Genomic DNA, 23,134 nt, shown 5'->3' on the forward strand with positions numbered 1-23,134 from the left:
CGCGAGCCGGGCGTCGAAATCGATGAAGGCGGATTTCATCGCGTTGATGGTGAACCAGCGGATCAAGTCCCTCAATGCGACATTCACGGCTGTTCTCCCCAACCCCCACTGAAGGAACTCACCGCCATGAAGTGGAAGACAAGAGTCGGCGCCGGGGTCACCGCCCTGGCCGCCGTGCTGGGTGTGGTCATCGCACCCGGAGGCGCCACAGCCACCGCCGCGGCGCTCGCCGCCCCGGACATCTCCCTCGCCAACATCAAGACCCACCTCAACCAGCTGCAGACCATCGCGACCAACAACGGCGGGACGCGCTCGGCGCGCGGCGGCGGTTACGCGGCTTCGGTGTCCTATGTGGAAACCCTGCTCAAGAACGCCGGGTACACGACGACCCGGCAAACGTGCACCAGCTGCCTGGGGCAGTCGCAGAACCTGATCGCGGAGTGGCCGCAGGGCGACGCGAGCCAGGTGATCATGCTCGGCGCGCACCTCGACAGCGTGAGCGCCGGCCCCGGCATCAACGACAACGGCTCCGGCAGCGCGTCGATCCTCGAGACCGCGCTGACGCTGGCCCGCACCAACCCGGCGATGGCCAAGCGCGTCCGCTTCGGCTGGTGGGCCGACGAGGAGTCCGGCCTGGTCGGGTCCAAGTACTACGTGAACAACCTGTCGAGCGCCGAGCGCACGAAGATCAAGACCTACCTCAACTTCGACATGATCGGCTCCAAGAACTGGGGCTACTTCGTCTACGACGACGTCGCGTCGGTCAAGGCCGTCTTCGACGAGTACTTCACCTCGATCGGCATCCAGACCGAGGGCGACAGCGAAGGCGACGGCCGGTCCGACCATGCGTCGTTCAAGAGCGCGGGCATCCCGGTCGGCGGCCTCGCCACCGGCGCCGGTGCCATCAAGAGCTCTGCGCAGGCGCAGAAGTGGGGCGGCACCGCGGGTTCGCCGTTCGACAACTGCTACCACCGCGCCTGCGACACGATGACGAACATCCCGGACGAGCCGCTGGAGAAGAACAGCGACGCCATCGGGTACGCGCTCTGGAAGCTGGCCGTCGCCGCGCCGCGGGGCGACGACTTCTCCGTCGCGCTGAACCCGGCCACCGGGACCGTCCAACCCGGACAGTCGCTCCAGGTCGCCGTGACCACCGCGACGACGTCCGGTTCGGCCCAGTCGATCGCGCTGTCCGCGTCGGGTCTGCCGGCGGGAGCGACCGCGACGTTCAGCCCGGCGACCGTCTCCTCGGGCGGTTCTTCGACGCTGACCATCGCGACGACAGCAAGCACGCCGACCGGCACGTTCCCGATCACCGTCACCGCCGACGGCGCGAACGCCGACCACACGGCGTCGTTCTCCCTCGGCGTCGGCAGCTCGTCGTGCGCGCCGGTGACCAACGGGACCCGGCTGGACATCCCGGACTACCCGGGCGCCGCGGTCACCAGCACCAACACCATCGCCGGCTGCGCACGCAACGCGTCCTCGACGACCAAGGTCGAGGTGCACATCACCCACACCTACAGCGGTGACCTCGTTCTCGACCTGATCGCGCCGGACGGCACCAGCTACCGCATGAAGAACTCCAGCAGCAGCTCCACGCCCAACATCAACACCACCTACACCGTCAACGCCTCTTCGGAAACCGCCAACGGAACCTGGAAACTCCAGATCAAGGACGTCGGTCCCGCCGACACCGGCTACCTCTCCAGCTGGACCCTCACCGTCTAGATACCTCAAAGCCGTGAATGTCGCATTGAGGGACTTCAAGTCCCTCGATGCGACATTCACGGCCTTACGACGTGCCCACCGGGATCGGATCGTCGTACTCGCCGGAGGGGCCGGTGTACTCGCGGCCGTTCGGGAACGGCCAGGGGTTCGGGACGCAGCCGTGCAGCCCGAGCGTCTGCTGCTCCATCACCGGCGCCGGGCGGCCCGGCCCCGGGCACAGCTCGTGGCCGTGGCCCAGCCGGTGCCCGGTCTCGTGGGTGACCATGTACTGCCGGTAGACGTCGAGCGGCGCGCCGTAGACCGGCACGGCGTTGGCCCAGCGGGCCACGTTGAGCACGACGTTGCTGCCGTTGCGGCAGGACGTGTAGCCGTCCGGGGTGCCGCCGCACAGCCGGTCGCGGCTGGCCGGCGTCGCCAGGTAGATCGTGAAGTCGGCCGCGTCCGCGGGACCGACCTGCCGGAGCCGCCACTGGCCGCCGGCGGTCCAGCCCCGCGGGTCGCCGAGGATCCGGCGGATCTCACGCGCGAAGTCGGCGGGCCCGACGCCGTCGATGTCGGTTTCCAGCGCGATCCGGTAGCGCATCAACCGGCCGGACGCGCCGGCGACCTCGTCGGTGCCCGGGGTGAACATCCACTGGCCCGACCCGGTCTGCGGGAACGTGATGGCGACTTCGACGGGCGCGGCCTGCTGCACGGGCACGGGCTCGCGCTCGACGGGCGGCGGCGGGATCGACGTCGCGTCCCCGATGGCCGTGACGATCGGACCCGCCGCGGGCGCGGCGACGGGCTGCCCTTCACAACCGGCCACGGCGCCGGTCACCACCAAGGCGAGCACGGCGACGGCCGCGGCGCGCCTCGCGGTTTTCGGCATGGGTCCTCCCGAACAAGTACCTTCCCCGGTGAATACGGCCGAAACCTGGGAAAAGTTGCGATGACCCCCGGCGACGGAGCGTCACCGCAGTTCAGGGTCCCCCCGCCGATCCCGGTGTGACGACGGCCACGGCGGGACTCAGCCCAGGAACTTGCGCAGCACGTCGGTGACCTGGCGGATCTCCGCCGTCCGGACGTTCTCCTGCCGCGTGTGCGCCAGGGTCGGGTCGCCCGGCCCGAAGTTCACCGCGGGCATTCCCAGCGCGGCGAACCGCGCGACGTCGGTCCAGCCCAGCTTCGCCGCCGCCCGGCCACCGGCCGCCGTCACGAGTTCCGCCGCCGCCGGCGCGGACAGTCCCGGCAGCGCGCCCGGCGAAAGGTCCACAACGGACAGATCGAAACCGTCGAACACCTCGCGCAGGTGACGCTCGGCGGCCGCGGCGTCGCGGTCCGGGGCGAACCGGTGGTTGACCGTCAGCACCGCTTCGTCCGGGACGACGTTGCCCGCGACCCCGCCGCCGATCTTCGTCGCCTGCAGGCCCTCGCGGTAGGTCAGCCCGTCGATGTCGACGATCCGCGGCGTGTACTCGGCCAGCCGCCGCAGCGGCTCGGCAAGCGCGTGGATCGCGTTCTCCCCCATCCACGCCCGCGCGGTGTGCGCCCGCGTGCCGGTGCAGCGCAGCTCGACGCGCATGGTGCCCTGGCAGCCGGCCTCGATCACGCCGTTCGACGGCTCGCCGACGATCGCCAGGTCCCCGGCCAGCCACTCCGGCAGCTCGCGCTCGATCCGGCCGAGGCCGTTCTTGACCGCTTCGACCTCTTCGTTGTCGTAGAAGACGAAGGTGACGTCGTGCTTCGGCTCCGGCAGCGTCGCGGCGAGGTGCAGGAAGACCGCGTCGCCGCCCTTCATGTCGACCGTGCCGAGGCCGTGCAGGATCTCGTCGTCACCGGTGCCTTCGCGCCGCGAAGGGAAGTTGCCGTTCTCCGGCACGGTGTCCAGGTGCCCGGCGAGCACGACCCGCGACCCGCGGCCGAGGTTCGTCCGCGCGAGGACGGCGTCGCCGTTGCGGACGACCTCGAGGTGCGGCGCCTGCTCGCGGAGCGCGTCCTGCACGAGTGTCGCGAGCTCCGCTTCGCTGCCCGAGACGCTGAACACGTCCACGAGCGCGGCGGTGAGATCGACGGGGTCGGCGCGCAGGTCGAGGCTCATGCCCAGCACGCTACCGGCAGGGCTACCGTGAGCGGGTGCGTAGGTTCCCGGTCGCCATCGGCGGCGCGTTGCTGGTCCTGGCTCTGTCCGGCTGCGGCAGCGAAGCCGGCCCGACGCCCAAGCGGGGCGGCGAGCCGGGCCCGGACGCGCTCCCGACGAAGCTGACCGCGCTGACCGTCGACCAGTGCTACGCGAGCCCGCGCACCCAGCTGCCGAAGGGCTGTGAGAAGTACGTCACGGAGCTCGGCAGCGTCCCGGGCGCGGCCCGCAAGCGCGCCGCCGACCAGGACCCGCGGCTGGTCGCCCAGGCCGACGCGCTGGAACGGGCCATCGGGTCGTTCCGCGGCGCCGGCTGCACGACCGTCGCGGACCCCGGCGGGCCCTGCTCGCAGGCGCTGGCCGACATCGCCGCGGCTCTTTCGGGTCTGAAGAAGCAGGTGGACGCCCGGCCCACGACGGGCTGACCCGGCTCACTCGACTACGGTGAAAGCCGTGAGCGAGCAGAGCCCGAACCCCGAAACGACCGGCGCCAGCGGCGTCGGGCTGGCCACCGTCACCGCCGACGGGACGGTCCTCGACACCTGGTACCCGCACCCCAAGCTGACCGAGCCCGGCACCCCCGGCACCGAGCGCCTGAGCGCGGACGAGGCCACCGAACTGCTCGGCGAGACCGCCGCGGCGCTGCTCGGGCCGGACACCGACCGTGGCGTCGAAGTCGTCGCCGTCCGCACCACGATCGGCAGGCTCGCCGACGCCCCGGCCGGCACCCACGACATCTACCTGCGGCTGCACCTGCTGTCGCACCGGCTGGTCCGCCCGCACGGCCAGAACCTCGACGGCCTCTTCGGCCTGCTCGCGAACGTCGTGTGGACCAACCACGGCCCCTGCCCGGCCGAGAACTTCGAGACGACGCGGCTGCGGCTGCGGGCGCGCGGCCCGGTGACCGTCTACAGCGTCGACAAGTTCCCGCGGATGGTCGACTACGTGCTCCCCGCCGGCGTCCGGATCGGCGACGCCGACCGCGTCCGGCTCGGCGCCCACCTGGCCGCCGGCACCACCGTGATGCACGAGGGCTTCGTCAACTTCAACGCCGGCACGCTCGGCGCGTCGATGGTCGAGGGCCGGATCTCGGCCGGCGTGGTCGTCGGCGACGGCTCGGACGTCGGTGGCGGCGCGTCGATCATGGGCACGCTGTCGGGCGGCGGCAAGGAGACGATCTCGCTGGGTGAGCGCTGCCTGATCGGCGCGAACGGCGGGGTCGGGATCTCGCTGGGCAACGACACGGTCGTCGAGGCCGGCCTGTACGTGACGGCGGGGACGAAGGTCGTCGTCGACGGCAAGGTCGTCAAGGCCCGCGAGCTCAACGGCGTCTCGGGCGCGGTCTTCCGGCGCAACTCGGCGACCGGCGCGGTCGAGGTCGTGCCGCGCACCGGCTCCGGCGTCGAACTGAACGCGATGCTGCACGCGAACGACTGAGCGCGTTCGTCCACTTACCATTCACGGGGTGACCGCCGAATCGTCGCCCAGGCTGACCGCCGCCGCGCTGGGCCTGCCGGACGCGCCCGTCGAGGCGGGTCCGGCCGATCCGGCGGCGCACCACGTGCGGGCCAAGCTCGACCGGGAGATCCGCGCGCTGCTCGCGCACGAACCCGGCACCCGCTCCGGCGCCGATCCCGAGGATCTGCACCAGATGCGCGTCGCCCTGCGGCGGATGCGCAGCGTGCTCAAGCTGTCCGGTGCGCTGATCGGTGCCGGCGCCGAGCCGGTGCGCGCGGAGCTGGGCTGGCTCGGCCAGTCGCTCGGCGAGGTGCGGGACCTCGACGTCCTCATCGGACACCTGCGCGAGGTCATCGCCGATTTCGAGGTCCGTGACCAGGCCGCCGGGCGCCGCCTGGTGTCGCGCTTCGTCACCGAGCGCGCCGCGGCGAAGCGGCGGCTGACGCGGGCGCTGTCCAGCGCCCGCTACTCGACGCTGCTGCGGGAAGTCAGCCTGCTGGCCCACGACGAGGAGCGCCCGGCCGCCGCGTCCGCGAAGCCGCACGACCTGATCGCCGGGCTGGCCAAGCCGCACCGCAGACTCGCCAAGGCCGTCCGCGCGCTGCCCGCCGACCCGTCGGACGACGACCTGCACGCCCTGCGCATCCACGGCAAGAAGCTCCGCTACGCCGCCGAGCTGGCCCAGACGTCGGCGAAGAAGAAGCAGGTCGCGCGGATCAGGGCGCTGCTCGAGGCGACCAAGGACTTCCAGACCGTGCTGGGCGACCACCAGGACGCGGTGATCATCGCCGAGCGGATGCGCACGGTGCTGGACTCCGGCGACGACCCCGGCGGCCCGGTCGGGTTCGTCGCCGGCCGGATCGCCGAGCGCGAGCTGGCCCGCCGCACCGAGGCCCGCGCGGCTTGGCGAGACTCCTGGGCGGCGGTCGACGCGGCCGCCCAGGCCCTGCACGCCTGACCCCGGACGTCACTTTCGTAGGGAAAGTGACGGTTTCGGCCCTCCGAGGCGCATCTTTCATAGGGAAAGTGACGGCTTCAGGCCCCCGAGGCGCATCTTTCATAGGGAAAGTGACGGCTTCAGGCCCCCGCCGGGCCGGGTCAGGACATCGACCAGATGTGGTTGTCCGGGCGGATCCGCACCACCCGACCGCCGTCGGCCTCGTAGGCCGCGTACGCGTGGCCGCCGTCGTCGACCAGGTCCGAGCCCGTCGCGACGCTTCCCGCCGGGAGGATCCGGATCCCGTCCCCTGGGCTGTCGCCGAACCGCAGGAGAGTCGCGTGCGGGCCGCGGAACAGCTCGAACAGCCGGACGCGCTTGCCGTTGGCGTCGGTCAGGGGCGCGTCCGGCGCCCGGTCGCCCGGCCGCAGCGCGCCGGTCCCGGCCGGCGACAGCGGGCCGCCGCGGTAGGTGATGTCCAGCTGCTGGGTGTCCTCGCCACGCTTGTGCGCGTCCTCGTCGCCGTCCTTGTACTTCTGCAGCAGCCCCGTCGAGACCCCCAGCACCCGGGCCGCGACGGTCCGCCGCTCGGCCTCGTAGCTGTCGAGCAGCTCGGGTGAGCCGTCCGCGAGCTTCCAGCCCAGGTTGTAGCCGTCCTGGACGCCGGTGTTGAGCCCCTGGCCGCCGGTCGGCGGGTGGACGTGCGCCGCGTCGCCGGCCAGGAAGACCCGGCCGTCGCGGAACCGCGCCGCCAGCCGGACGTTCGGCCGCCACACCGTCGACCAGGCCAGGTCGGACAGCGTGATCCCGCCACCGCCGAGCGCGTCGAGCCGGGCCTGGACCGCGGGCAGCGCGGTCTCGACGTCGAGGTCGCCGTCGCCCAGCGGCGCGCCGAACTGGAAGTGCGGGGTGCCCGGCAGCGGGCTGAACATCATGCCGCTCATCGGGTCCTCCGGCGCCGCGAACCAGTGCCCGAAGCCGCGGTCCAGGCCGTCCGCCCGGACGTCGCCGAGCAGCATCCGGATCGACTCGTCGGTGGTGCCCTCGAACGGGATCCCCAGCGCCTTGCGCACGAAGCTCTTGCCGCCGTCGGCGCCGGCCAGGTAGGCCGCGCGGACCGTCTCACCCGTGCTCAACGTCGCCGTCACGCCGTCGGCGTCCTGGTCGAATCCGGTCAGCGCGGTCGCGAGCTCGACTCGCACGCCGAACTCCGCCAGCCGGTCGCGCAGGATGGCCTCGGTCTGCGACTGGCCGAGGAACCAGCCGGTCGGGTACGGCGTCGACGGAGTCGGCTCGACCAGGTCGAACATCATCCGCTCGCCGACCACCTCGCCGCCGAGGTGGATCTTCGTCGGCACCGGCGCGGCGCCCGCGGCCAGCACCGCGTCGAGCACGCCGAGATCCTCGAAGACCTCGAGAGTGCGCGGCTGCATGCCGTCGCCGCGCGAGCCCACGAAATACGTCTCGGCCTTGTCGATGATCCGCACGGCGACGTCGCGCCGCGCCAGCTCGATGGCCAGCGTCAGTCCGGTCGGTCCCGCCCCCGCGATCAGCACCTGGGTGTCCACGTCGCCTCCTGATGAATTGAAATTCAGTGAATCTGGATTCAGAATGACGCTGCTAGCGTCCCGTGTCAAGGGAGGTGCCGATGACGGCGACGAGCCGCAAGGAGAAGGCAGCCGAAACCGAGGCCGCGCTCAAGGCCGCGGCCAAGCGCGTCTTCGCCCGCAAGGGCTACCTGAACACGAAGATCACGGACATCACCGCCGAGGCGGGCCGGGCCGCGGGGTCGTTCTACAACCACTTCGCGGGCAAGGAAGAGCTGCTCGAGGCGCTTCTGGCCGACATCGCGGCGTCCGGGGACGAGAGCGCCGAGCGCGACGACCACCTGACCGACTTCAGCGACCCGGCGGCCGTGCGCTGGCACGTCAAGCAGTACTGGGACTTCTACCGGGAGAACGCCGCGACCATGCTGGCCCTGCGCCAGGCGGCGATGGTCAGCGACTCGTTCGCGCGCACGGTCGCGCGGTTCGGCGCGTCCCAGGCCGCCGACCTCGACGACCACCTCGCGCACATCACCCGCGCCGGGCTCCGGCTGCCGGCGACCCCGGACCGCTGCGGCATGCTGATGTACAACCTCGTCGACTCGTTCGCGGCGACATGGCTGCACGGCTCACCGCCGGACTGGACGCCACCGACCGACGAAGAGGCGACCGAGATGCTCACGCGGTTCGTCTACCGGGGGCTCACCGGCCGCGACTACTGACCGATCACGGTCAACGAGGCTCACCGGCGAAGGGATTCCGCTAGCGTCGGAGGGTGACCGATGCCTCCGTGCCGCGCCCGACGTGGACTCTCCTGGCCGTGCTCGGCGGAGTCGTCGTCCTCGCCACCACCGGTGCTCCGCAGTCGCTCGAGTACCTGCTCCGGGTCGGGCTCGACGCGCCCGGCAGCGCCGGGGCGCAGCTCGCGGTGGGTGCCTGTGGCGCCTTGGCGACCGCACTTTCCTTGCTCGCCAAGCGGTTCAGGCGGTGGCTGCTCCCCACCGGCGCCGCCGGGGTGTTCGCTGCCACCGCGCTCCACCTGACGGTCCCACGCGAACTGGCCCTGCGGATCGCCGGCACCCCGGCCCAGCCGTCGGACGTCGCCGCGCACCCGGTGATCGCCTGCCTGCTCGCCGCCGCGTCCGGTGTCCTGCTGGTCGGGCTGCTCGGCGCCGTCCAGTCCCTGGCGAACCCGGCCCCGGTGACCGGGATCGTCGCGGCCGCCGCGTACTGCGGCGTCGCCGTCACCGGACCGCTCGTCCAGGCCGCGAGCCCGATCCGCCTGACCGTGACGGCGGTGGCGGTCGTGCTCACGGCCGGGGCGCTCACCGTCCGGACCGCGCAACCGCCGTCCGGCCGGGTCTGGCCGGCCGCGGTCGTGGTCGTGCTCCCGCTCGGGCCGACGGTGCTCGTGGCCCTCACCGGGAAGCCGGTGCTCGGCACCGCGACCGGCAGTCTGCTCGGGTTGTCGCTGGTGGCATTGGCGCTGGCGGCCACCGGCGGGGTCCGGCGCCTGCTCGCCGTCGCCGCGGCCGGGCTCGTGCTGGCCGCGCCGGCGATGTTGCTGCTGTTCCTCCACACCGCACCGGCGACCGGGCATCCGTGGTACGCGTGGCCGCTGGCGTTGCTGGGGGTGCTGGCCGGGGGCGCCCTCGCCCGGCGGCTGACCTGGGCGGCGGTGGCGGCCGTGCTCGCCGCCGGGCCGATGATGGCGCTGGGCCTGCGGACGGCGGGTGAGAGCCAGGGCATCGCCACGGTGCTGACCTGGGTATTCGTCGTCCTCGCGCTGGCGGCGGTCTCGGCGACGACGGGAGCGGCCGCCCCACGCGGACAGCTGCCGGAGTTCGCGGCGCTGGTGACGACGGCGGCGGTCGGCTTCGCGTCCGCGGCCGGGCTGTTCACCGGAAGCACCCGCGGCGTGGAGGGGCTGATCGACGAGGGCCCGCTGCTCGTCTCCGCTGGTTATGTGGTCGTCGCGGCGGTGCTGCTCATGGTTCTGGCCCGGCTTCAGGGCAGCGGACCGCAGACTGCCCCGCCACAGGTGAGCGGCGCCGCGGCCGAATGGGCCCAGCAGTAAGCCGGGACCGGGCCACGCCCCAGCGGCTCGTAGGAGGCGATCACGTTCACCGGCTTCCACCCGGACAACCCGGCCGCCGCCAGCCCGCCGGGACGCGCGAGGGTGGCGACGCCGTCCGCGCCGGTCGTCGCCTCCCCCTTCGTCCCGTGAGCCGCGCCGTGCTCGTCGGTGAAGGTGACTTCCAGGGTCACCGCGACACCGCCGATGGGTTTGCCACCCGCTTCCGTCAGCCGGGCCTGCAGCTCCAGCGGCGCGGTCACGTCCGCGACCGTCGCCGGGGACGTCTCCAGCCGGGTGTTCGTGCAGCCGCCGCTCTCGCCGCTCCCGCCGCACGCGGCGAGCGGGAGGACGAGGGCGACGGCGAACGCGGGGATCAGCTGCCGCACGAGGGCGGCTCCCCGGGATCGGTGTGCTCACCGTTGAACGGCCAGACGCCGGCGGCGAGGAAGTCGATGATCGCCCCGTCGATCTGGGCACCCAGATCGATCAGGTTCATCATCTGCGGCCTTCCTCCATGCAGCACCATCGCGTTGAGCGCGATCGCGGCCAGTCCCGGCTGGACGGTGAGGTCCGCCGGGATGCCACCGGGCTCGACGACCAGGTGGATCGTGCTCGTGTGGAACCAATCGTAGTTCCGCGCCTCGACGAAGTTCGTCGGGTCGGTGACCTTGACTTTCACGACGAACCGGTCCTTGTCGATCACCGTGTCGTACACCCGGAACTGCATGTCGATGTCCGGGTGCAGGTCGACGCCGTAGAAGTACACCGTCAGCGTGCCGTAGTCCCCGTCCACCGCCTGGAACACCGGCTCCACAGCGGCGACCCCCGGCAACGGGATGATCTTGAACGGCAGCGCGCCGAGCTCGGCCTTCAGGTCGAACCGCCGCTTCCCCGGTGCCAGCGACAGGTCGTTCAGCCGGTCGATCACGAGGTCGAACCGCTCGATCCGGCTCGGCGCTACGTGCAGATGGCCCTCGAGCCTCCCGATGATCAGCCCCGCGCAGTCGAACACCGCGGGATCTTTCGAGAAGTCCTTCATCGGGACCTCGATGTTGGCGTTGCCGATGATGTGGACCTTCTGCGTCGGCACCGGTTCGGACTTCAGCTGGATGGTGTTGTCCGGTGCGATGGCGAACGTCGTCGAGCGGGCCAGCCGGGTGATGAGCAACCCGAGGTTCCCGGTGCCCACCTTGACGTCCTCGCTGTCTGCCAGCACCAGCGCCTTCTCGACGCCGACCGCGAGGTTCAGCGAGTCCAGGTCCTCCGGCACGCCTGTGTCGAGCGCCGTGTAGCCGAACTTCGGGATTCCAGGGGTGTTCTTCTTGTCCCCGAAGCCTTCCCATGTCAGGTTGAGCTTGCGCGGTACCTGCTTGAGGATCGCGGCACCCGACCCCTCGGTGCCGTCGGTGAACTCCCCGGTGACGCCGGTGCCGAGGTGATCGAGCCGGTCGGAGTTCTGCACGGTGAGGTCGGACTTGTCGCCGATCCGCCCGTCGACGCTGACCGTGCGCGGCACCGGCACCAGCGTCACCAGCGCCCTCGCGTTCTCCAGGTGTGGTTTCCCGTCCTGTTTGGGCCGCAGGTCGGCCTCCGCGTGCGCGTCGAGCCTGCCGATTCCCCGGGTCGCGTTGTACTCCACGTGGAAGCGGTCGGACATCGTGATCGGGCCGACCGTGAGCGACTCCTCCGCGGGCAGCCCCGACAGCGTGACCAGCGCCTTGAGCCGGGTCAGCGGGCCGGGGACGAACGCGCCGCGGTCGTCGACGTACAGCGCCACCTGGTCGATCTTCGGCTGGTAGCTGCCGAACGAGTACGTCCGGTTCGGCGTGTCGACCGTGAGGGTCTTCGGCAGACCCGACACGTTGACGATCCCGGTGAGCCCGACGCAGCCACGCTCGAGACAGGCCGGGCTGTCGTCGCGCGCGCACCCCGCGCCCTGGGTGCACAGAGCGTCCACAACGGACACGCCGTTGGCGAACTTCGGCGCGCCCAGGCCGTTCAGTGCCGCGACCTTGCCGAGCCAGACCTGCGCCTGGACGTCCAGGGGCTGGTCGGCGACGTAGTTCAGCACACCCGCGCGCTGCCCGATGGTGATCGAGCTGGGCAGCGGGCCGAGCCTGCCGAGGGTGGCGACCCGCAGGTCGTCGGCGCCACCGGCGGCGAAGACCACGTCGGCGTCCAGGCCCAGCGTCTGGCGTTCCGCGGCGAACTTCGCGGTGAAGTCCGCCTTGGTGCCGCTGAACTTCACGTCGGACACCTTCGTCAGCAGCGCGCTGGCGTCGAGGTCCGAAGTGGACTCGCGGTAGTGCACGGCCAGGTGCTGGCCGGTCGGCGCGAGCGCGCCCGCATGGTTGGTCAGCGCGAACGCGGCCGAGCCCAGCGGCGTGTCCGAGTGGTAGGAGTACGTGCCGTTGCCGAAGTCGACGCCGAACTTGCTCGGCACGTCCCGCACCGCGGCGTACGCCGACCATTCCCTTCCCTGGTAAGGAATGTGCGCCAGCAGCGACAGTCCACCAAGGTCCGAGGACATGGTGCCTTCGATGTGCTTGGCCGGCACGTCGGCGAGGATGTCCGCGTCCGCCGGGACGCTGTCGCCGCTCGCGCTGAGGTAGCCGCGATCGGCGCCGGTCACCGTCAGGCCGAGCGAGCCGACCACCGCCGAGTTGTGCACACCGACCGTGGTGCGGTCGCCGAAGGCGCCGTTGACGTGGAAGGCCGCGGGCAGCTTCGAGACCGTCGCCCGGCCCCGCACGACCGGGAACGCCGCGTTCGTCGTCGTGGTGTCGACGTCCACCTGCAACGCGCCGAGCGGAGCCGACGCCGAGTACTTCGCGTCGAACGTCACCGGCGAGCCGGACCCGACGGTGAACGGCCCGATCGTCATGTCCAACGGCGACGGCAGGCCGGACAGGCTGGCCAGCGCCCGAAAGTCCGGCAGTGCGTCGAGCACGCCGATCAGCCGGACGTAGGCCTGCAGCGGCGCCGACGGCGGCCGGTAGCCGGTGAAGGCGACCGTACCCGCGGTCAGGTCGACCGTGACGTTCGTCGGCAGGCCCGGCAGGTTCACCGTGGCGACCGCGCCGAGGCACTTCCCGGTGCTGCAGAACGGGCCGCTGTCCTTGGCGCAGCCCGCGCCGTCCGCGCAGGTCTTCCCGACCGCGGCGGCGCCGTTGGCGAACAGCGGCGCACCGAGGCCGGCGAGCGCGGCGACCTTGCCCGCGTGCACCTCGGCCTGCAGCCCGACCTGCCGGTCGGCGCTGTAGACGAGCTTTCCGCCGCCGAAGTCGACGTGCACCGTGCTAGGCAGGCCATCGACCCGGCCCAGCACGGCCAGCCGGGTGTCGTCCACGCCGTTCGCGGCGAGCACGAGGTCGGCGTCGACGAACAGCGGCGCGCCACCGGTGTCGAGGTTCAGCTGGAACTGCTGCTTCCCGTCCGCCTGCGAATACTCGACCGCGGTCAGGTTGCGCACGGACGCGCTCGCGTCGAGGTCGCCGGTCGTCTGCCGGTAGTGCGTCGCGACGTGGAGCCCGGTCGGCGCCTGCGCGCCCGCGTGGTTGGTGACCCACAGCTTCGCCTCGCGCAGCGGGCCGGTGAGCCCGCGGAACCGGTAGCTGCCTTCCTTGAAGTCCGCGTCGAACTTCGTCGGGACCCCGGCGAGCCCGGCCGACGCCGTCCAGTCACGGCCTTCGAGCGGGAACCGCGCCACCACGGTGATCGCACCGAGTTGCTCGGAGAGGTTCCCTTCGAGGTGCCGTGCGGGCAGGTCGACCAGGAAGTCCATGGTGGACGGGATGTCGTCGACCGCGGTGGACAGGTAGTGGTCGGCCTCGGGCCGCAGTACCTCGACGTGGCCGGGGCTCGCGAAGAACTCGAGCCGCGACACCCGGCTCGACGCCTGGTACTTCACGTGCGGCTTGTCGCCGAGGTCGTAGTTCACCTGCACGCGCTGGGGCAGTTCCAGGACGTTCGCCAGCACCGACGGCCCGCTCGTGGTGTTCGTGTACGCGCCGTGGACGCGGTGGATCACTTCGCTGGCCTGGTAGACCACCTGGCGCGCGACGGTGTCCAGGTCGAGCGACGCCGTCTTGGGCAGGTTCGAGATCTCCAGGTGTGCCTTGTGGACGCCGTCGATGTCACCCCCGGCGACGAGTGACTGGCCGCCGGGGTCGAACACGGTGTTCAGCCGCGGGCGGCCGTCGTAGTAGGCGTCCACGGATTTCATCCCGGAAACCTTGGCGCTGAGCCCGATCCTGCCGTCTCTCGTGATGAGGGTCGCGTGGTCACCGTCGAAGGGCGCGAAGGTGCCGAGGCCCTTCGAGAACGCGACGGCCGCCGAGCCGAGAGGCTGATCCGCGGTGAACGCGACGTGGCTCGCGGCGTGGTCGGCCAGGAGGTTGAGCTTCGTCGGGAGGGTCCGCAGCGAGCCGCGGCCGACGATCGCCGGGTTCCGGTCGAAGTAGCCGACGTCGAGCGCGGCCAGGGAACTGCTAGCCTGGTAGTCGAAGGTGATCTTGTCCGCCGGCGTCTTGAGCACGCCGTCCCAGCTGGCGGGCACGGACTTCGCGGCGGCCTGCACGGCCCAGTTCAGCGTCGCGCCGGAGTAGGTGTAGTCGGCGAAGAGGACGTTGTCGATCGTCGACGCGGCGCGGTACTGCAGCGTCGCGGCGGCACCCTCCTTCGGCCGCGTCAGCGCGGCGGACACCGACGTCGGCAGGACGTCGATCTTGAGCTGGTCGAACCGGTCCGCCGGCGGCGCCGTGCTCCGCCGGTTGGTCAGCACCTGCGCGTCGAGCTGCGTCTGCCTGGTGCTGTGGACGTCGATCGTGGCCTGCTGGTCGCGGTCGGGCGCGCCCATGTCGATGAGGGCGTGGGCGTCGAAGACCCCCGGCACGGGCGAGAATCTCGCACTGGCGACCGCCGGATCGTAGGCGTTGCCCTGCGCGTCGTCGGTAACCGAAGCCAGCCCGGCGGTGATCGCCATCGAGTCACCCGCGCCGACCTGCAGCAGCGATGCCTTGATGTCGTAGATCCCGTTGAGCAGCTTGAGGGGGTTGAACGTGTAGACGCCGAGCGTCGCAGTCGGGAGGGAGCTGCCGCGCCGGTAGCCGTCGAAGCCGAGCGAAATCCGCTTGTGCGTGGGCAGGTCGTACACCGCCCAGACGTGCGCGGGCAGGTCCTTGCCGACGTACTCGCTGGTCGGCAGGCGCAGGCTGAGCAGGCCGAGCCCGACGTTCACCAGGTTCAGCAGCGCCTCGACCTTCTGCTGCAGCGTGTCGCCCAGGTTCTTCAGCAGGTTCTCCAGATCGAGCTTCTCGACGAGCAGCTCGGGGTGGAGGATGACGTTGATCGGGTCCTTGAGCAGCTCGAGGATGGTGTTGAGGCGCGTGGTCGCGTCGTTGATCTGCCGCTGCAGGTCGAGCACCTCGCGCGCGGCGCCGACGACGTCGCCGACCGCGGCGGCCGGCACGAGGTCGGCCAGGACGTCCGGGGTGCGGTCACCGGTCACGTCGACGACCGCCGGGACGCCGATCGGCAGCGTCAGGGAGCACGAAACCTGCTTCGTCTTCGACTCCGAGCAGATCCGGTAGGTCAGCCGCGGCAGGCCGTCGGGCAGCTGCTGCAGCAGGGCCAGCGGGTCGACCGGCAGCGGCGGCGGGATGTTGCCGGACAGCAGGGCGTCGATCAGCTCCTGCAGCGTCGCGCGCCGTCCGTCGACGAACTGCGCCGAGGACACCTGCGGCTGCAGCTGGGTCGCGTCGAGGTTCGGCGTGCCGTCCGGGTTGAGGCGCCCGGCGTCGCGCAACGTCTTCAGCGCGTCGGCGGCGTTCGCGTCGACGAGCTCCTGCGCGGGGTGCTCGGGCAGGGCGAACTTCTCCGGCTGCACCGGCGGCCGCAGCGCGAGCGGCGCCTTGTCGACCGCCACCGAGCCCGGCGCCGGGTTCACCGCGGGCAGCGGAGCGATCGGCTGAAGCGCCTTGTTCGGCTCCCGCGGGACGTCGACGGAGCCGTCCGGCCCCGGGTCGACGTGCCCGATCTTGTCCACCTCGAACGGCGGTGGCGCGTCGGCGGCCTGGGCGTTCGTCGCGGCGGCCTTGGCGGGCAGCTCGACCGACGTCGGCGCCTCCGGCTTGCCCGGGTGGAGGGTGAGCTTCGTGGTCGGCGGCGTCGGCTTCACCGGCGACGGTGCAGGCTTCTCCGCGGGCTGCTGCGTCGTGGCCGGCGCTGTCGTGGCCGGCGGCGGCGTCGGCGCGGTGCCGGCCGTCGGAGCCGTGCTGGCCGGCGTGGGCGTCGTCTCCTGTGCCCAGGCGTCCGGCGCGGTACCGAGTGTGGTGGCGACCACCAGCGTGGTCACGACGATCCGCCGGATCGGTCCGGGCGCGCGCCAACGGAGTCTCATGTCCCCTCCCCCAAGGACGCCGGGGGAGGCCACGACGTGGCCGAGATCTGCACTACCCCCAGGCGAAACGAGATCAAGGATCAGCCTCGATGGGCGTACGGCGGTACCGCCGTTCGGGCGAGCCGGCCGGTCGTCCGCTCAGCGGAGCGTGGTCAGCCGCTCCACGGCGGCGTCGACGCGCTCGTCCGTCGCGGTCAGCGCGACCCGGACGTGCTTGCCGCCCTTCGGGCCGTAGAACGTGCCGGGCGCGACCAGGATCCCGCGCTCGGCGAGCCAGGCGAGGGTGGTCTGCGCGTCCTCGTCGCGGGTGGCCCAGAGGTACAGCCCCGCCTCGGAATGGTCGATGCGGAACCCGTTGTCCTGCAACGCCTTCCGCAGTGCGAGCCGGCGACGGGCGTAGCGTTCGCGCTGCGCGGTCAAGGCCTCGTCGTCGATCAGGGCGGCGACCATCGCCTCCTGGACCGGACGCGGCACGATCATGCCCGCGTGCTTGCGGATCTGCAGGAGCTCCGCGATCAACCGCGGGTCGCCGGTCAGGAAGCCGGCGCGGTAGCTGGCCAGGTTCGCCGACTTCGACAGCGAGTGCACCGCGATCAGCCCGTCCGTCCGCCCGTCGCAGACGTCCGGGTGCAGCACCGACAGCGGGTCGGTTTCCCAGCCGAGCGCCAGGTAGCACTCGTCGGAGACCACGACGACGTCGCGCTCGCGGGCCCACTCGACGACCTTGCGCAGGTGCTCCACGGGCAGCACGCGACCGGTCGGGTTGGACGGCGAGTTCAGCCAGATCATCGCCGGGCGCTGCGGGCCGAGCGCGGTCAGGCCGTCGGTCCGCAGGATCGACGCGCCCGCCAGCAGCGCCCCGACCTCGTACGTCGGGTAGGCCAGTTCCGGGATGACGACGACGTCGCCGGGCCCGAAGCCGAGCAGCCGCGGCAGCCAGGCCACGGCCTCCTTCGACCCGATGGTCGGGAGCACGGCGTCCGGCTCGATGCCGGTGACGCCGTGCCGCCGGCCGAGCGCGGCGACGGCCGCCGCGCGCAGCGCGGGGATGCCGTGCGTCGTCGGGTACCCCGGGATCTCCGAAACCGACGCGAGCGCGTCACGGATGCCGGCCGGCACCGGGTCGACCGGGGTGCCGATCGAGAGGTCGACCGCCCCGCCGGGATGCGCCTGCGCCGTGGCCTTGACCTCGGCGAGCGAATCCCAGGGGAAGTCGGGCAGCGCGACGCGGCTCATTCGCCCTGCGGGGGCAACGCCTTGATGAAGGCCGGGTCATGGGCCGTCTTGCCCACCTTCGACGCGCCACCGGGCGAGCCCAGCTCGTCGAAGAAGTCGACGTTCGCCTTGGTGTAGTCGGACCAGTTGTCCGGGACGTCGTCCTCGTAGTAGATCGCCTCGACCGGGCAGACCGGTTCGCAGGCGCCGCAGTCGACGCACTCGTCGGGGTGGATGTACAGCATCCGCTCGCCCTCGTAGATGCAGTCCACGGGGCACTCGTCGATACACGCCTTGTCGAGCACGTCGACGCAGGGCTCGGCGATCACGTAGGTCACTGCGTACTCCTGCTTTTCTCTGCAAACAGCCAGTCGGTGCCGACACTACGCGGTTCGGACACCCGTTCGGTTGGTGAGGCAAGCCTTAGCCATACCCCGGGTATGGGGCTCACTCCCGTCGTCGGCGCGAGGGCGGGGTGGCCCTGGCGTCGCCGGTGATGACGAACCGCGGCTTGGGCGCTTCGTCTGTGTCACTTTCGGGCTTCTTCTCCCCCACGGCTCGGTTGAACCCCTCGGAGATCTCGTCGACGAGCTTCTCGTTGTGCCGCTCGTCCTTGCGCTGGATGCCCACGGCCACCTCCTGCCCGAAATCCGCTCCGCGACTTTCACCGCCTCCGTCACAATCTAGCCGTGAACGCACGTGAGTCGCTCGAAATCGTCTGCAGCCGGGCCTGGCCGCCCGTGGTCGAGGAGCCGCTGGGAAGCTGGCGGCTGCGCTGGGCGGACGGTTTCACCGGGCGCGCGAACAGCGTGCTGGCCGTCGGCGACCCCGGCCGGCCGGTGCCGGAGGCGCTGCGCGCGGTGTGTGACTTCGCCCACGTTCGGGGGATCCAGCCCATGGCGCAGGTGCGCCGCGACAGCCCGAACGAGCACGCGATCGCCGCCGCGGGGTGGGTCGAAGCGACGGCGCACCGTCGCGGGCACGAGGTCACCGTGCTCACCGCCCCACTCGCCACCGGACGCATCTTTCCTAGGGAAAGTGACGCCTCCGGCCCCTCGAACGCATCTTTCGTGACGAAAGTGGCGGATGAGCCGACGCCCGGCTGGTGGCAGCTCAGCCTGGGCGCGGACGAGGACAGCCCGGCCGCGCGGCAGGTCCTGACCGGCGGGAAGGTCGGCTACGGCGTCGCGACGCTCGACGGCGCCACCGCCGGCGTCGTCCGCGGCGCGCTGGTCGACGACTGGCTGCACGTCGGACGGCTGGAGGTCGGCCCGGGCTTCCGTCGCCGGGGTCTCGCGTCGGCCCTGATGGGCGCCCTGCACACCTGGGGCGTGGAACACGGGGCCGGGCGCGCGGTGTTGGAGGTGGCGGAGGGCAATTCGGGCGCGCTCGCGCTCTACGCGGGGCTCGGCTACGCCCCGCATCACAGATACCGGTACTGGGTGCCCGCACCCGGCTCGTGCGAGGATTCGACGTCGTGAAGATCGTGGTAGTGGTCGGTGGAGTGGGCGGGGCCCGGTTCCTGCTGGGTGTGAAGGCGGCTTTGGGCATGGCACCGGAAGGTGCCTCCGAGTCCGGGCACGAGGTGACGGCGCTGGTCAACACCGGCGACGACGTCTGGATGCACGGCCTGCGGATCTGCCCGGACCTGGACACCTGCATGTACACCCTGGGCGGCGGGATAGACAAGGACCGCGGCTGGGGGCACTCGGGCGAGTCCTGGGTCGTCAAGGAGGAGCTGGCCGCCTACGGCGCCGACCCGGACTGGTTCGGGCTCGGCGACAAGGACATCGCCACCCACCTGATCCGGTCGCGGATGCTGCGCGCGGGCTACCCGCTGTCGGCGGTGACCGAGGCCCTGTGCGACCGCTGGCAGCCCGGCGTCCGGCTGCTGCCGATGTCGGACGACCGCGTCGAGACGCACGTCGTGATCGACGACCCCGAGCAGGACGGCCAGCAGAAGGCCGTCCACTTCCAGGAGTGGTGGGTGCGCTACCGCGCCGAGCCGAAGGCGCACTCGATCGTCGCGGTCGGCGCCGACGAGGCCAAGCCCGCGCCGGGCGTCCTGGAAGCGATCGCCGGTGCCGACGCGGTGCTGTTCGCGCCGTCGAACCCGGTGGTCTCGGTGGGCACCGTGCTGGGCGTGCCGGGGGTGCGGGACGCGCTGCGCAAGACGTCGGCCGGCGTCGTCGGGGTGTCGCCGATCATCGGCGGCAAGGCGCTGCGCGGGATGGCCGACGCGTGCCTGACCGCGATCGGCGTCGAAACGTCGGCGGAGGCGGTGGGCCGGCACTACGGCTCGCGCAAGGACGGCGGAGTGCTCGACGGCTGGCTGATCGCCGAGGGCGAGACGGCCGACGTGCCGGGCGTGACCGTCCGCGACGTCCCCCTGCTGATGTCCGACGTGGACGCGACCGCGGCGATGGCGCGCGCCGCCCTGGAACTCGCTGGAGCCCCCGTTGAGTGACCATGCCTCCCCCAAGCTGGAAATCCTGCCCGTCACCGGGCTGCCGGAGTTCCGCCCCGGCGACGACCTGACCGGCGCGATCGTCAAGGCCGCGCCGTGGCTGCGCTCCGGCGATGTCGTCGTCGTGACCAGCAAGATCGTCTCGAAGGCCGAGGGCAGGCTCGTCCGCGTGCCGTCGGACCCCGAAGCCCGCGACGCCGAACGCCGGAAGCTCGTCGAGCAGGAGGCCGTGCGGGTGGTCGCGCGGATCGCGCGCACGGTGATCACCGAGAACCCGCTGGGCATCGTGCAGGCCGCGTCCGGGATCGACGCGTCCAACGTGGCCGGTGACGAGGTCGCGCTGCTGCCCGCCGACCCCGACGCCTCGGCGCTGGCGCTGCGCAACGGGCTGCGGGAACGGCTCGGCGTCGAGGTCGCCGTCGTCGTCACGGACACCATGGGCCGGGCCTGGCGCGTCGGGCAGACCGACGCCGCGATCGGCGCGTCCGGGCTGCGCGTGCTGCACGCCTACCAGGGGCAGATCGACGGGCAGGGCAACGAACTGGCCGTCACCGAGGTCGCCGTCGCCGACGAGCTCGCCGCGGCCGCCGACCTGGTCAAGGGCAAGCTCGGCGGGACACCGGTCGCGGTCGTCCGCGGGCTGGACATCTTCGACGACGGCTCCACGGCGCGTTCGCTCATCCGCCCGCTGGAGGAGGACCTGTTCCGGCTCGGCACCAACGAAGCCATCGCCCAGGGCCGGCGGGAAGCCGTCCCGGCCCGGCGTTCGGTGCGGCAGTTCGCGGACGAGCCCGTCGATCCCGACGCGGTGCGCCGTGCGGTGGGTTCCGCGCTGACCGCCCCGGCGCCGCACCACACGCACCCCGTGCGGTTCGTCTGGCTGCGCGACTCCGGGCTGCGGCGGAAGCTCCTGGACGCGATGCGCGAGACGTGGCGAGCCGACCTCGAAAGCGACGAATTCACGCCGGACCAGATCGCGAAGCGGCTCAGCCGCGGCGACATCCTGTACCGGGCGCCCGAAGTCGTCATCCCGTTCCTGGTGCCGGACGGCGCGCACACCTACCGCGACGCCCGCCGCAACGACTGCGAGAAGACGATGTTCACCGTCGCCGGCGGCGCCGCGGTGCAGGGCCTGCTGGTCGCGTTGGCGGCCGAGGGGCTGGGATCGTGCTGGATCGGCTCGACGATCTTCTCCGCGGACGTCGTCCGGGACGTCCTCGGCTTCGACGAGCGCTGGCAGCCGCTCGGCTCGGTCGCGATCGGGGTGCCGCTTTCGGCTCCCGGGCCGCGCGAGCCGGCCTCGCCCGGGGAAGGGCTGCTGGAACTGTGAGCCTGCACGCGGACGCCGTCGCGACGCTGGAATCGTGGCGGCCCGCGCTCGCCGCCCAGGAGTCGTTGCGCCAGGCGTTTCTCGGCTTCCTGGCCGCGCGCGAGGACAGTTGTCAGCGCTCGTGCGCGGCCGGGCACCTGACCGCGTCGGCGGTGCTGCTCGACCACACGGGCGCACGGGTGCTGCTGACCCTGCACCCGCGGGTCGGCCGGTGGCTGCAGCTCGGCGGGCACTGCGAGCCGGCTGACGTGTCGCTGGCCGCGGCCGCGCTGCGGGAAGCGACCGAGGAGTCCGGCATCGACGGGCTGCGGATCGGTGCCGAGCCGGTGCACCTGGACGTCCACCCGATCACGTGCTCGCTCGGAGTCCCGACGCGGCACTTCGACGTCCGCTACGCCGTGCACGCGCCGCCCGGCGCCGAGCCGGTGCGCAGCGACGAGTCCGACGACCTGCGGTGGTGGCCGGCGGACGCGCTCCCGGCCGGCTCCGAAGATCTCGCCGATCTGGTGAAAGCGGCCGTTCCTGTCGGTGCCGGGCACTACTGTGTCGATCGTTACCAATCCGACCACAGCCACGGCCGAATGGCTTAGCAGCAACAGTTACGTGCCGTGTGAGGGTCGGCCTACTTTGGGCCGGATCAGTAACCTGGATCGCGGACAGGGAGGGACCACATGGCTACGCAGTTCCCCGAGCGGGTGCACTTCCACTCCGGCGGTGGCGGCGGCGACGGGGTGTTCGGCTACATCGTCGTCGGCCTGCTCGTGCTCGCGATCATCGTGTTCGTGATCGTGGTGGTGGTGCGGGTGTCGAAGATGCGCCGTGAAGAGGCGATGAAGAACAGCGGGCAGTTCCCGCCGAACCCGAACTTCCCGCCGCAGCAGGGATTCACGCCTGGACCCCCGCCGCAGGCCGGGGCTCCGCAGGGCTTCCCGCCGCCGGGGTATCCGCAACAGCAGGGGTTCCCGCCGTCGCAGCCGATGCCGCAGCAGCAGTACGCGCCGTCGCAACCGGGTCACCCGCCGGCACAGCCGATGCCGCAGCAGTACGCGCCGCAGGGGCCGTACCCGCAACAGCCGTCGCCGGGCCCGGGAGCGGGTCCGCAGAGCTGGTGATCGTCGCCTTCGACAGCAACTCGCCGGTGCCGCCGTACGAACAGGTCCGCGCCGGCCTCGCCGCGCGCATCACCGACCGGACGCTGGCGGTGGGCACGAAGCTGCCCACGGTCCGGCAGCTCGCGGCCGACCTGGGCATCGCCCCGAACACGGTCGCCCGCGCCTACCGCGAGCTCGAAGAAGCGGGCCTGATCGAAACCCGCGGCCGGGCGGGCAGCTTCGTCGGCGCCTCGGGCGACCAGAGCCGCCGCCGCGCCCAGCAGGCCGCGGCCGAGTACGCGGCGCTGACCCATAAGCTCGGCCTCGACGCCGCCGAGGCACTGGCGATCGTCCACGCCGCGCTCGACGAGGGGAAGAGCTGACTGTGTTGAGTGTGCTGTCGCTCCTGATCATCCTGCTGGTTCTCGCGGGCATCGCGGGGGTAGTGGTGCTCATCGTCAACGCGAACAAGCCGAAGCCGCCGCCGTTCCCGCAGCAGTACCCGGGCTACCCGCCCCCGCCGCCATACCCACCGCAGCAGGGCTACCCCGGCCAGCAGCCGCCCGGATACCCGCCGCAGCAGTACCCGGGCCAGCAGGGCCCGCCTCCGCCACAGCCACCGCAGTAGCCAGAAGCCGTGAATGTCGCATTGAGGGACTTGAAGTCCCTCAATGCGACATGGAGTCATGGGGTCGTTGCAACACCCCCAGGTTGAGAGGGTGGGTTGTGGTGAGGGGGAGGAAGTTTCGGTGGTTGCCGCCGAGC

At 71.8% G+C, this 23,134-nt stretch carries 21 protein-coding genes; 13 read left to right on the forward strand and 8 right to left on the reverse strand.

The genetic code is table 11. From position 1 onward, the window contains the following. Positions 1 to 126 precede the first annotated feature (126 nt). Complete coding sequence (locus AB0M82_RS14215) at positions 127 to 1,731, forward strand: M28 family peptidase (RefSeq protein ID WP_364721402.1); 1,605 nt, start codon at positions 127 to 129, stop codon at positions 1,729 to 1,731. A gap of 64 nt (positions 1,732 to 1,795) precedes the next feature. On the opposite strand, the gene AB0M82_RS14220 is transcribed toward AB0M82_RS14215, so the two are convergent. Then, the gene (locus AB0M82_RS14220) at positions 1,796 to 2,602 is read right to left on the reverse strand and encodes a DUF3152 domain-containing protein (RefSeq protein WP_364721404.1); all 807 of its coding nucleotides are present in this window, start codon (positions 2,600 to 2,602) and stop codon (positions 1,796 to 1,798) included. 138 nt (positions 2,603 to 2,740) lie between these two features. Next, positions 2,741 to 3,811: a succinyl-diaminopimelate desuccinylase gene (gene dapE / locus AB0M82_RS14225; protein WP_364721406.1), complete on the reverse strand. Its 1,071-nt coding sequence runs from the start codon at positions 3,809 to 3,811 to the stop codon at positions 2,741 to 2,743. Positions 3,812 to 3,867: 56 nt separating this feature from the next. On the opposite strand from dapE, the gene AB0M82_RS14230 reads away from it, so the two are divergent. The 3 genes from AB0M82_RS14230 to AB0M82_RS14240 are packed head-to-tail and all read left to right on the forward strand — an operon-like array spanning position 3,868 to position 6,266. Then, positions 3,868 to 4,275: a hypothetical protein gene (locus AB0M82_RS14230; RefSeq protein ID WP_364721461.1), complete on the forward strand. Its 408-nt coding sequence runs from the start codon at positions 3,868 to 3,870 to the stop codon at positions 4,273 to 4,275. A gap of 28 nt (positions 4,276 to 4,303) precedes the next feature. Then, positions 4,304 to 5,287: a 2,3,4,5-tetrahydropyridine-2,6-dicarboxylate N-succinyltransferase gene (gene dapD / locus AB0M82_RS14235; RefSeq protein WP_364721408.1), complete on the forward strand. Its 984-nt coding sequence runs from the start codon at positions 4,304 to 4,306 to the stop codon at positions 5,285 to 5,287. Positions 5,288 to 5,315: 28 nt separating this feature from the next. Continuing rightward, positions 5,316 to 6,266 (forward strand): CHAD domain-containing protein, encoded by a 951-nt coding sequence (locus tag AB0M82_RS14240; protein WP_364721409.1) that lies wholly within the window; start codon positions 5,316 to 5,318, stop codon positions 6,264 to 6,266. Positions 6,267 to 6,406: 140 nt separating this feature from the next. Here the strand turns inward: AB0M82_RS14240 and AB0M82_RS14245 are convergent, their stop codons facing one another. Then, positions 6,407 to 7,813, reverse strand: a complete 1,407-nt coding sequence (locus AB0M82_RS14245; RefSeq protein ID WP_364721411.1) for an FAD-dependent monooxygenase — start codon at positions 7,811 to 7,813, stop codon at positions 6,407 to 6,409. An 80-nt stretch (positions 7,814 to 7,893) separates the two neighbouring features. Between AB0M82_RS14245 and AB0M82_RS14250 the strand changes: the two genes are divergently transcribed. Continuing rightward, on the forward strand, positions 7,894 to 8,511 hold the full coding sequence (locus AB0M82_RS14250; RefSeq protein WP_364721413.1) for a TetR/AcrR family transcriptional regulator: 618 nt from the start codon (positions 7,894 to 7,896) through the stop codon (positions 8,509 to 8,511). Between the two features lie 53 nt (positions 8,512 to 8,564). After that, the gene (locus tag AB0M82_RS14255) at positions 8,565 to 9,866 is read left to right on the forward strand and encodes a hypothetical protein (protein ID WP_364721415.1); all 1,302 of its coding nucleotides are present in this window, start codon (positions 8,565 to 8,567) and stop codon (positions 9,864 to 9,866) included. Here AB0M82_RS14255 and AB0M82_RS14260 read toward each other — a convergent pair. From AB0M82_RS14260 to AB0M82_RS14280, 5 genes are all read right to left on the reverse strand, one after another. Next, the gene (locus AB0M82_RS14260; RefSeq protein WP_364721417.1) at positions 9,797 to 10,252 is read right to left on the reverse strand and encodes a hypothetical protein; all 456 of its coding nucleotides are present in this window, start codon (positions 10,250 to 10,252) and stop codon (positions 9,797 to 9,799) included. The genes AB0M82_RS14255 and AB0M82_RS14260 overlap by 70 nt on opposite strands. Then, positions 10,240 to 16,266: a hypothetical protein gene (locus AB0M82_RS14265; RefSeq protein ID WP_364721419.1), complete on the reverse strand. Its 6,027-nt coding sequence runs from the start codon at positions 16,264 to 16,266 to the stop codon at positions 10,240 to 10,242. Before AB0M82_RS14265 ends, AB0M82_RS14260 begins: the two co-directional genes overlap by 13 nt. 138 nt (positions 16,267 to 16,404) lie before the next feature. Next, positions 16,405 to 17,502 (reverse strand): succinyldiaminopimelate transaminase, encoded by a 1,098-nt coding sequence (gene dapC / locus AB0M82_RS14270; RefSeq protein WP_364721421.1) that lies wholly within the window; start codon positions 17,500 to 17,502, stop codon positions 16,405 to 16,407. After that, entirely contained in the window at positions 17,499 to 17,819 is a 321-nt protein-coding gene (fdxA, locus tag AB0M82_RS14275; protein WP_003083029.1) for a ferredoxin, read from the reverse strand. The genes dapC and fdxA overlap by 4 nt, the downstream gene beginning before the upstream one ends. A 109-nt stretch (positions 17,820 to 17,928) precedes the next feature. Continuing rightward, positions 17,929 to 18,111, reverse strand: a complete 183-nt coding sequence (locus AB0M82_RS14280) for a hypothetical protein (RefSeq protein ID WP_364721423.1) — start codon at positions 18,109 to 18,111, stop codon at positions 17,929 to 17,931. Positions 18,112 to 18,170: 59 nt separating this feature from the next. Here AB0M82_RS14280 and AB0M82_RS14285 point away from each other — a divergent pair, with 59 nt between their 5' ends. From AB0M82_RS14285 to AB0M82_RS14315, 7 genes are all read left to right on the forward strand, one after another. Next, entirely contained in the window at positions 18,171 to 18,962 is a 792-nt protein-coding gene (locus AB0M82_RS14285; RefSeq protein ID WP_364721425.1) for a GNAT family N-acetyltransferase, read from the forward strand. Continuing rightward, complete coding sequence (gene cofD, locus AB0M82_RS14290) at positions 18,959 to 19,948, forward strand: 2-phospho-L-lactate transferase (RefSeq protein WP_364721427.1); 990 nt, start codon at positions 18,959 to 18,961, stop codon at positions 19,946 to 19,948. Before AB0M82_RS14285 ends, cofD begins: the two co-directional genes overlap by 4 nt. Beyond that, positions 19,941 to 21,278, forward strand: a complete 1,338-nt coding sequence (locus AB0M82_RS14295; RefSeq protein ID WP_364721429.1) for a coenzyme F420-0:L-glutamate ligase — start codon at positions 19,941 to 19,943, stop codon at positions 21,276 to 21,278. The genes cofD and AB0M82_RS14295 overlap by 8 nt, the downstream gene beginning before the upstream one ends. Continuing rightward, entirely contained in the window at positions 21,275 to 21,868 is a 594-nt protein-coding gene (locus tag AB0M82_RS14300) for an NUDIX hydrolase (protein WP_364721431.1), read from the forward strand. The genes AB0M82_RS14295 and AB0M82_RS14300 overlap by 4 nt, the downstream gene beginning before the upstream one ends. An 81-nt stretch (positions 21,869 to 21,949) precedes the next feature. Continuing rightward, positions 21,950 to 22,390, forward strand: a complete 441-nt coding sequence (locus AB0M82_RS14305) for a hypothetical protein (protein WP_364721433.1) — start codon at positions 21,950 to 21,952, stop codon at positions 22,388 to 22,390. Continuing rightward, positions 22,387 to 22,752, forward strand: a complete 366-nt coding sequence (locus AB0M82_RS14310; RefSeq protein ID WP_364721435.1) for a GntR family transcriptional regulator — start codon at positions 22,387 to 22,389, stop codon at positions 22,750 to 22,752. Before AB0M82_RS14305 ends, AB0M82_RS14310 begins: the two co-directional genes overlap by 4 nt. Positions 22,753 to 22,763: 11 nt before the next feature. Next, positions 22,764 to 22,997, forward strand: a complete 234-nt coding sequence (locus AB0M82_RS14315; RefSeq protein WP_364721437.1) for a hypothetical protein — start codon at positions 22,764 to 22,766, stop codon at positions 22,995 to 22,997. Positions 22,998 to 23,134: the final 137 nt, after the last annotated feature.

The organism is Amycolatopsis sp. NPDC051128 (assembly GCF_040682715.1).
Taxonomy (GTDB): Bacteria; Actinomycetota; Actinomycetes; order Mycobacteriales; family Pseudonocardiaceae; genus Amycolatopsis.

Bases quoted from the DNA above. Each gene is read 5' to 3' on its own strand.
- AB0M82_RS14215 (WP_364721402.1), top strand. From the start codon at position 127: ATGAAGTGGAAGACAAGAGTCGGCGCCGGGGTCACCGCCCTGGCCGCC.
- AB0M82_RS14220 (WP_364721404.1), bottom strand. From the start codon at position 2,602: ATGCCGAAAACCGCGAGGCGCGCCGCGGCCGTCGCCGTGCTCGCCTTG.
- dapE (WP_364721406.1), bottom strand. From the start codon at position 3,811: ATGAGCCTCGACCTGCGCGCCGACCCCGTCGATCTCACCGCCGCGCTC.
- AB0M82_RS14250 (WP_364721413.1), top strand. From the start codon at position 7,894: ATGACGGCGACGAGCCGCAAGGAGAAGGCAGCCGAAACCGAGGCCGCG.
- AB0M82_RS14265 (WP_364721419.1), bottom strand. From the start codon at position 16,266: ATGAGACTCCGTTGGCGCGCGCCCGGACCGATCCGGCGGATCGTCGTG.
- dapC (WP_364721421.1), bottom strand. From the start codon at position 17,502: ATGAGCCGCGTCGCGCTGCCCGACTTCCCCTGGGATTCGCTCGCCGAG.
- AB0M82_RS14305 (WP_364721433.1), top strand. From the start codon at position 21,950: ATGGCTACGCAGTTCCCCGAGCGGGTGCACTTCCACTCCGGCGGTGGC.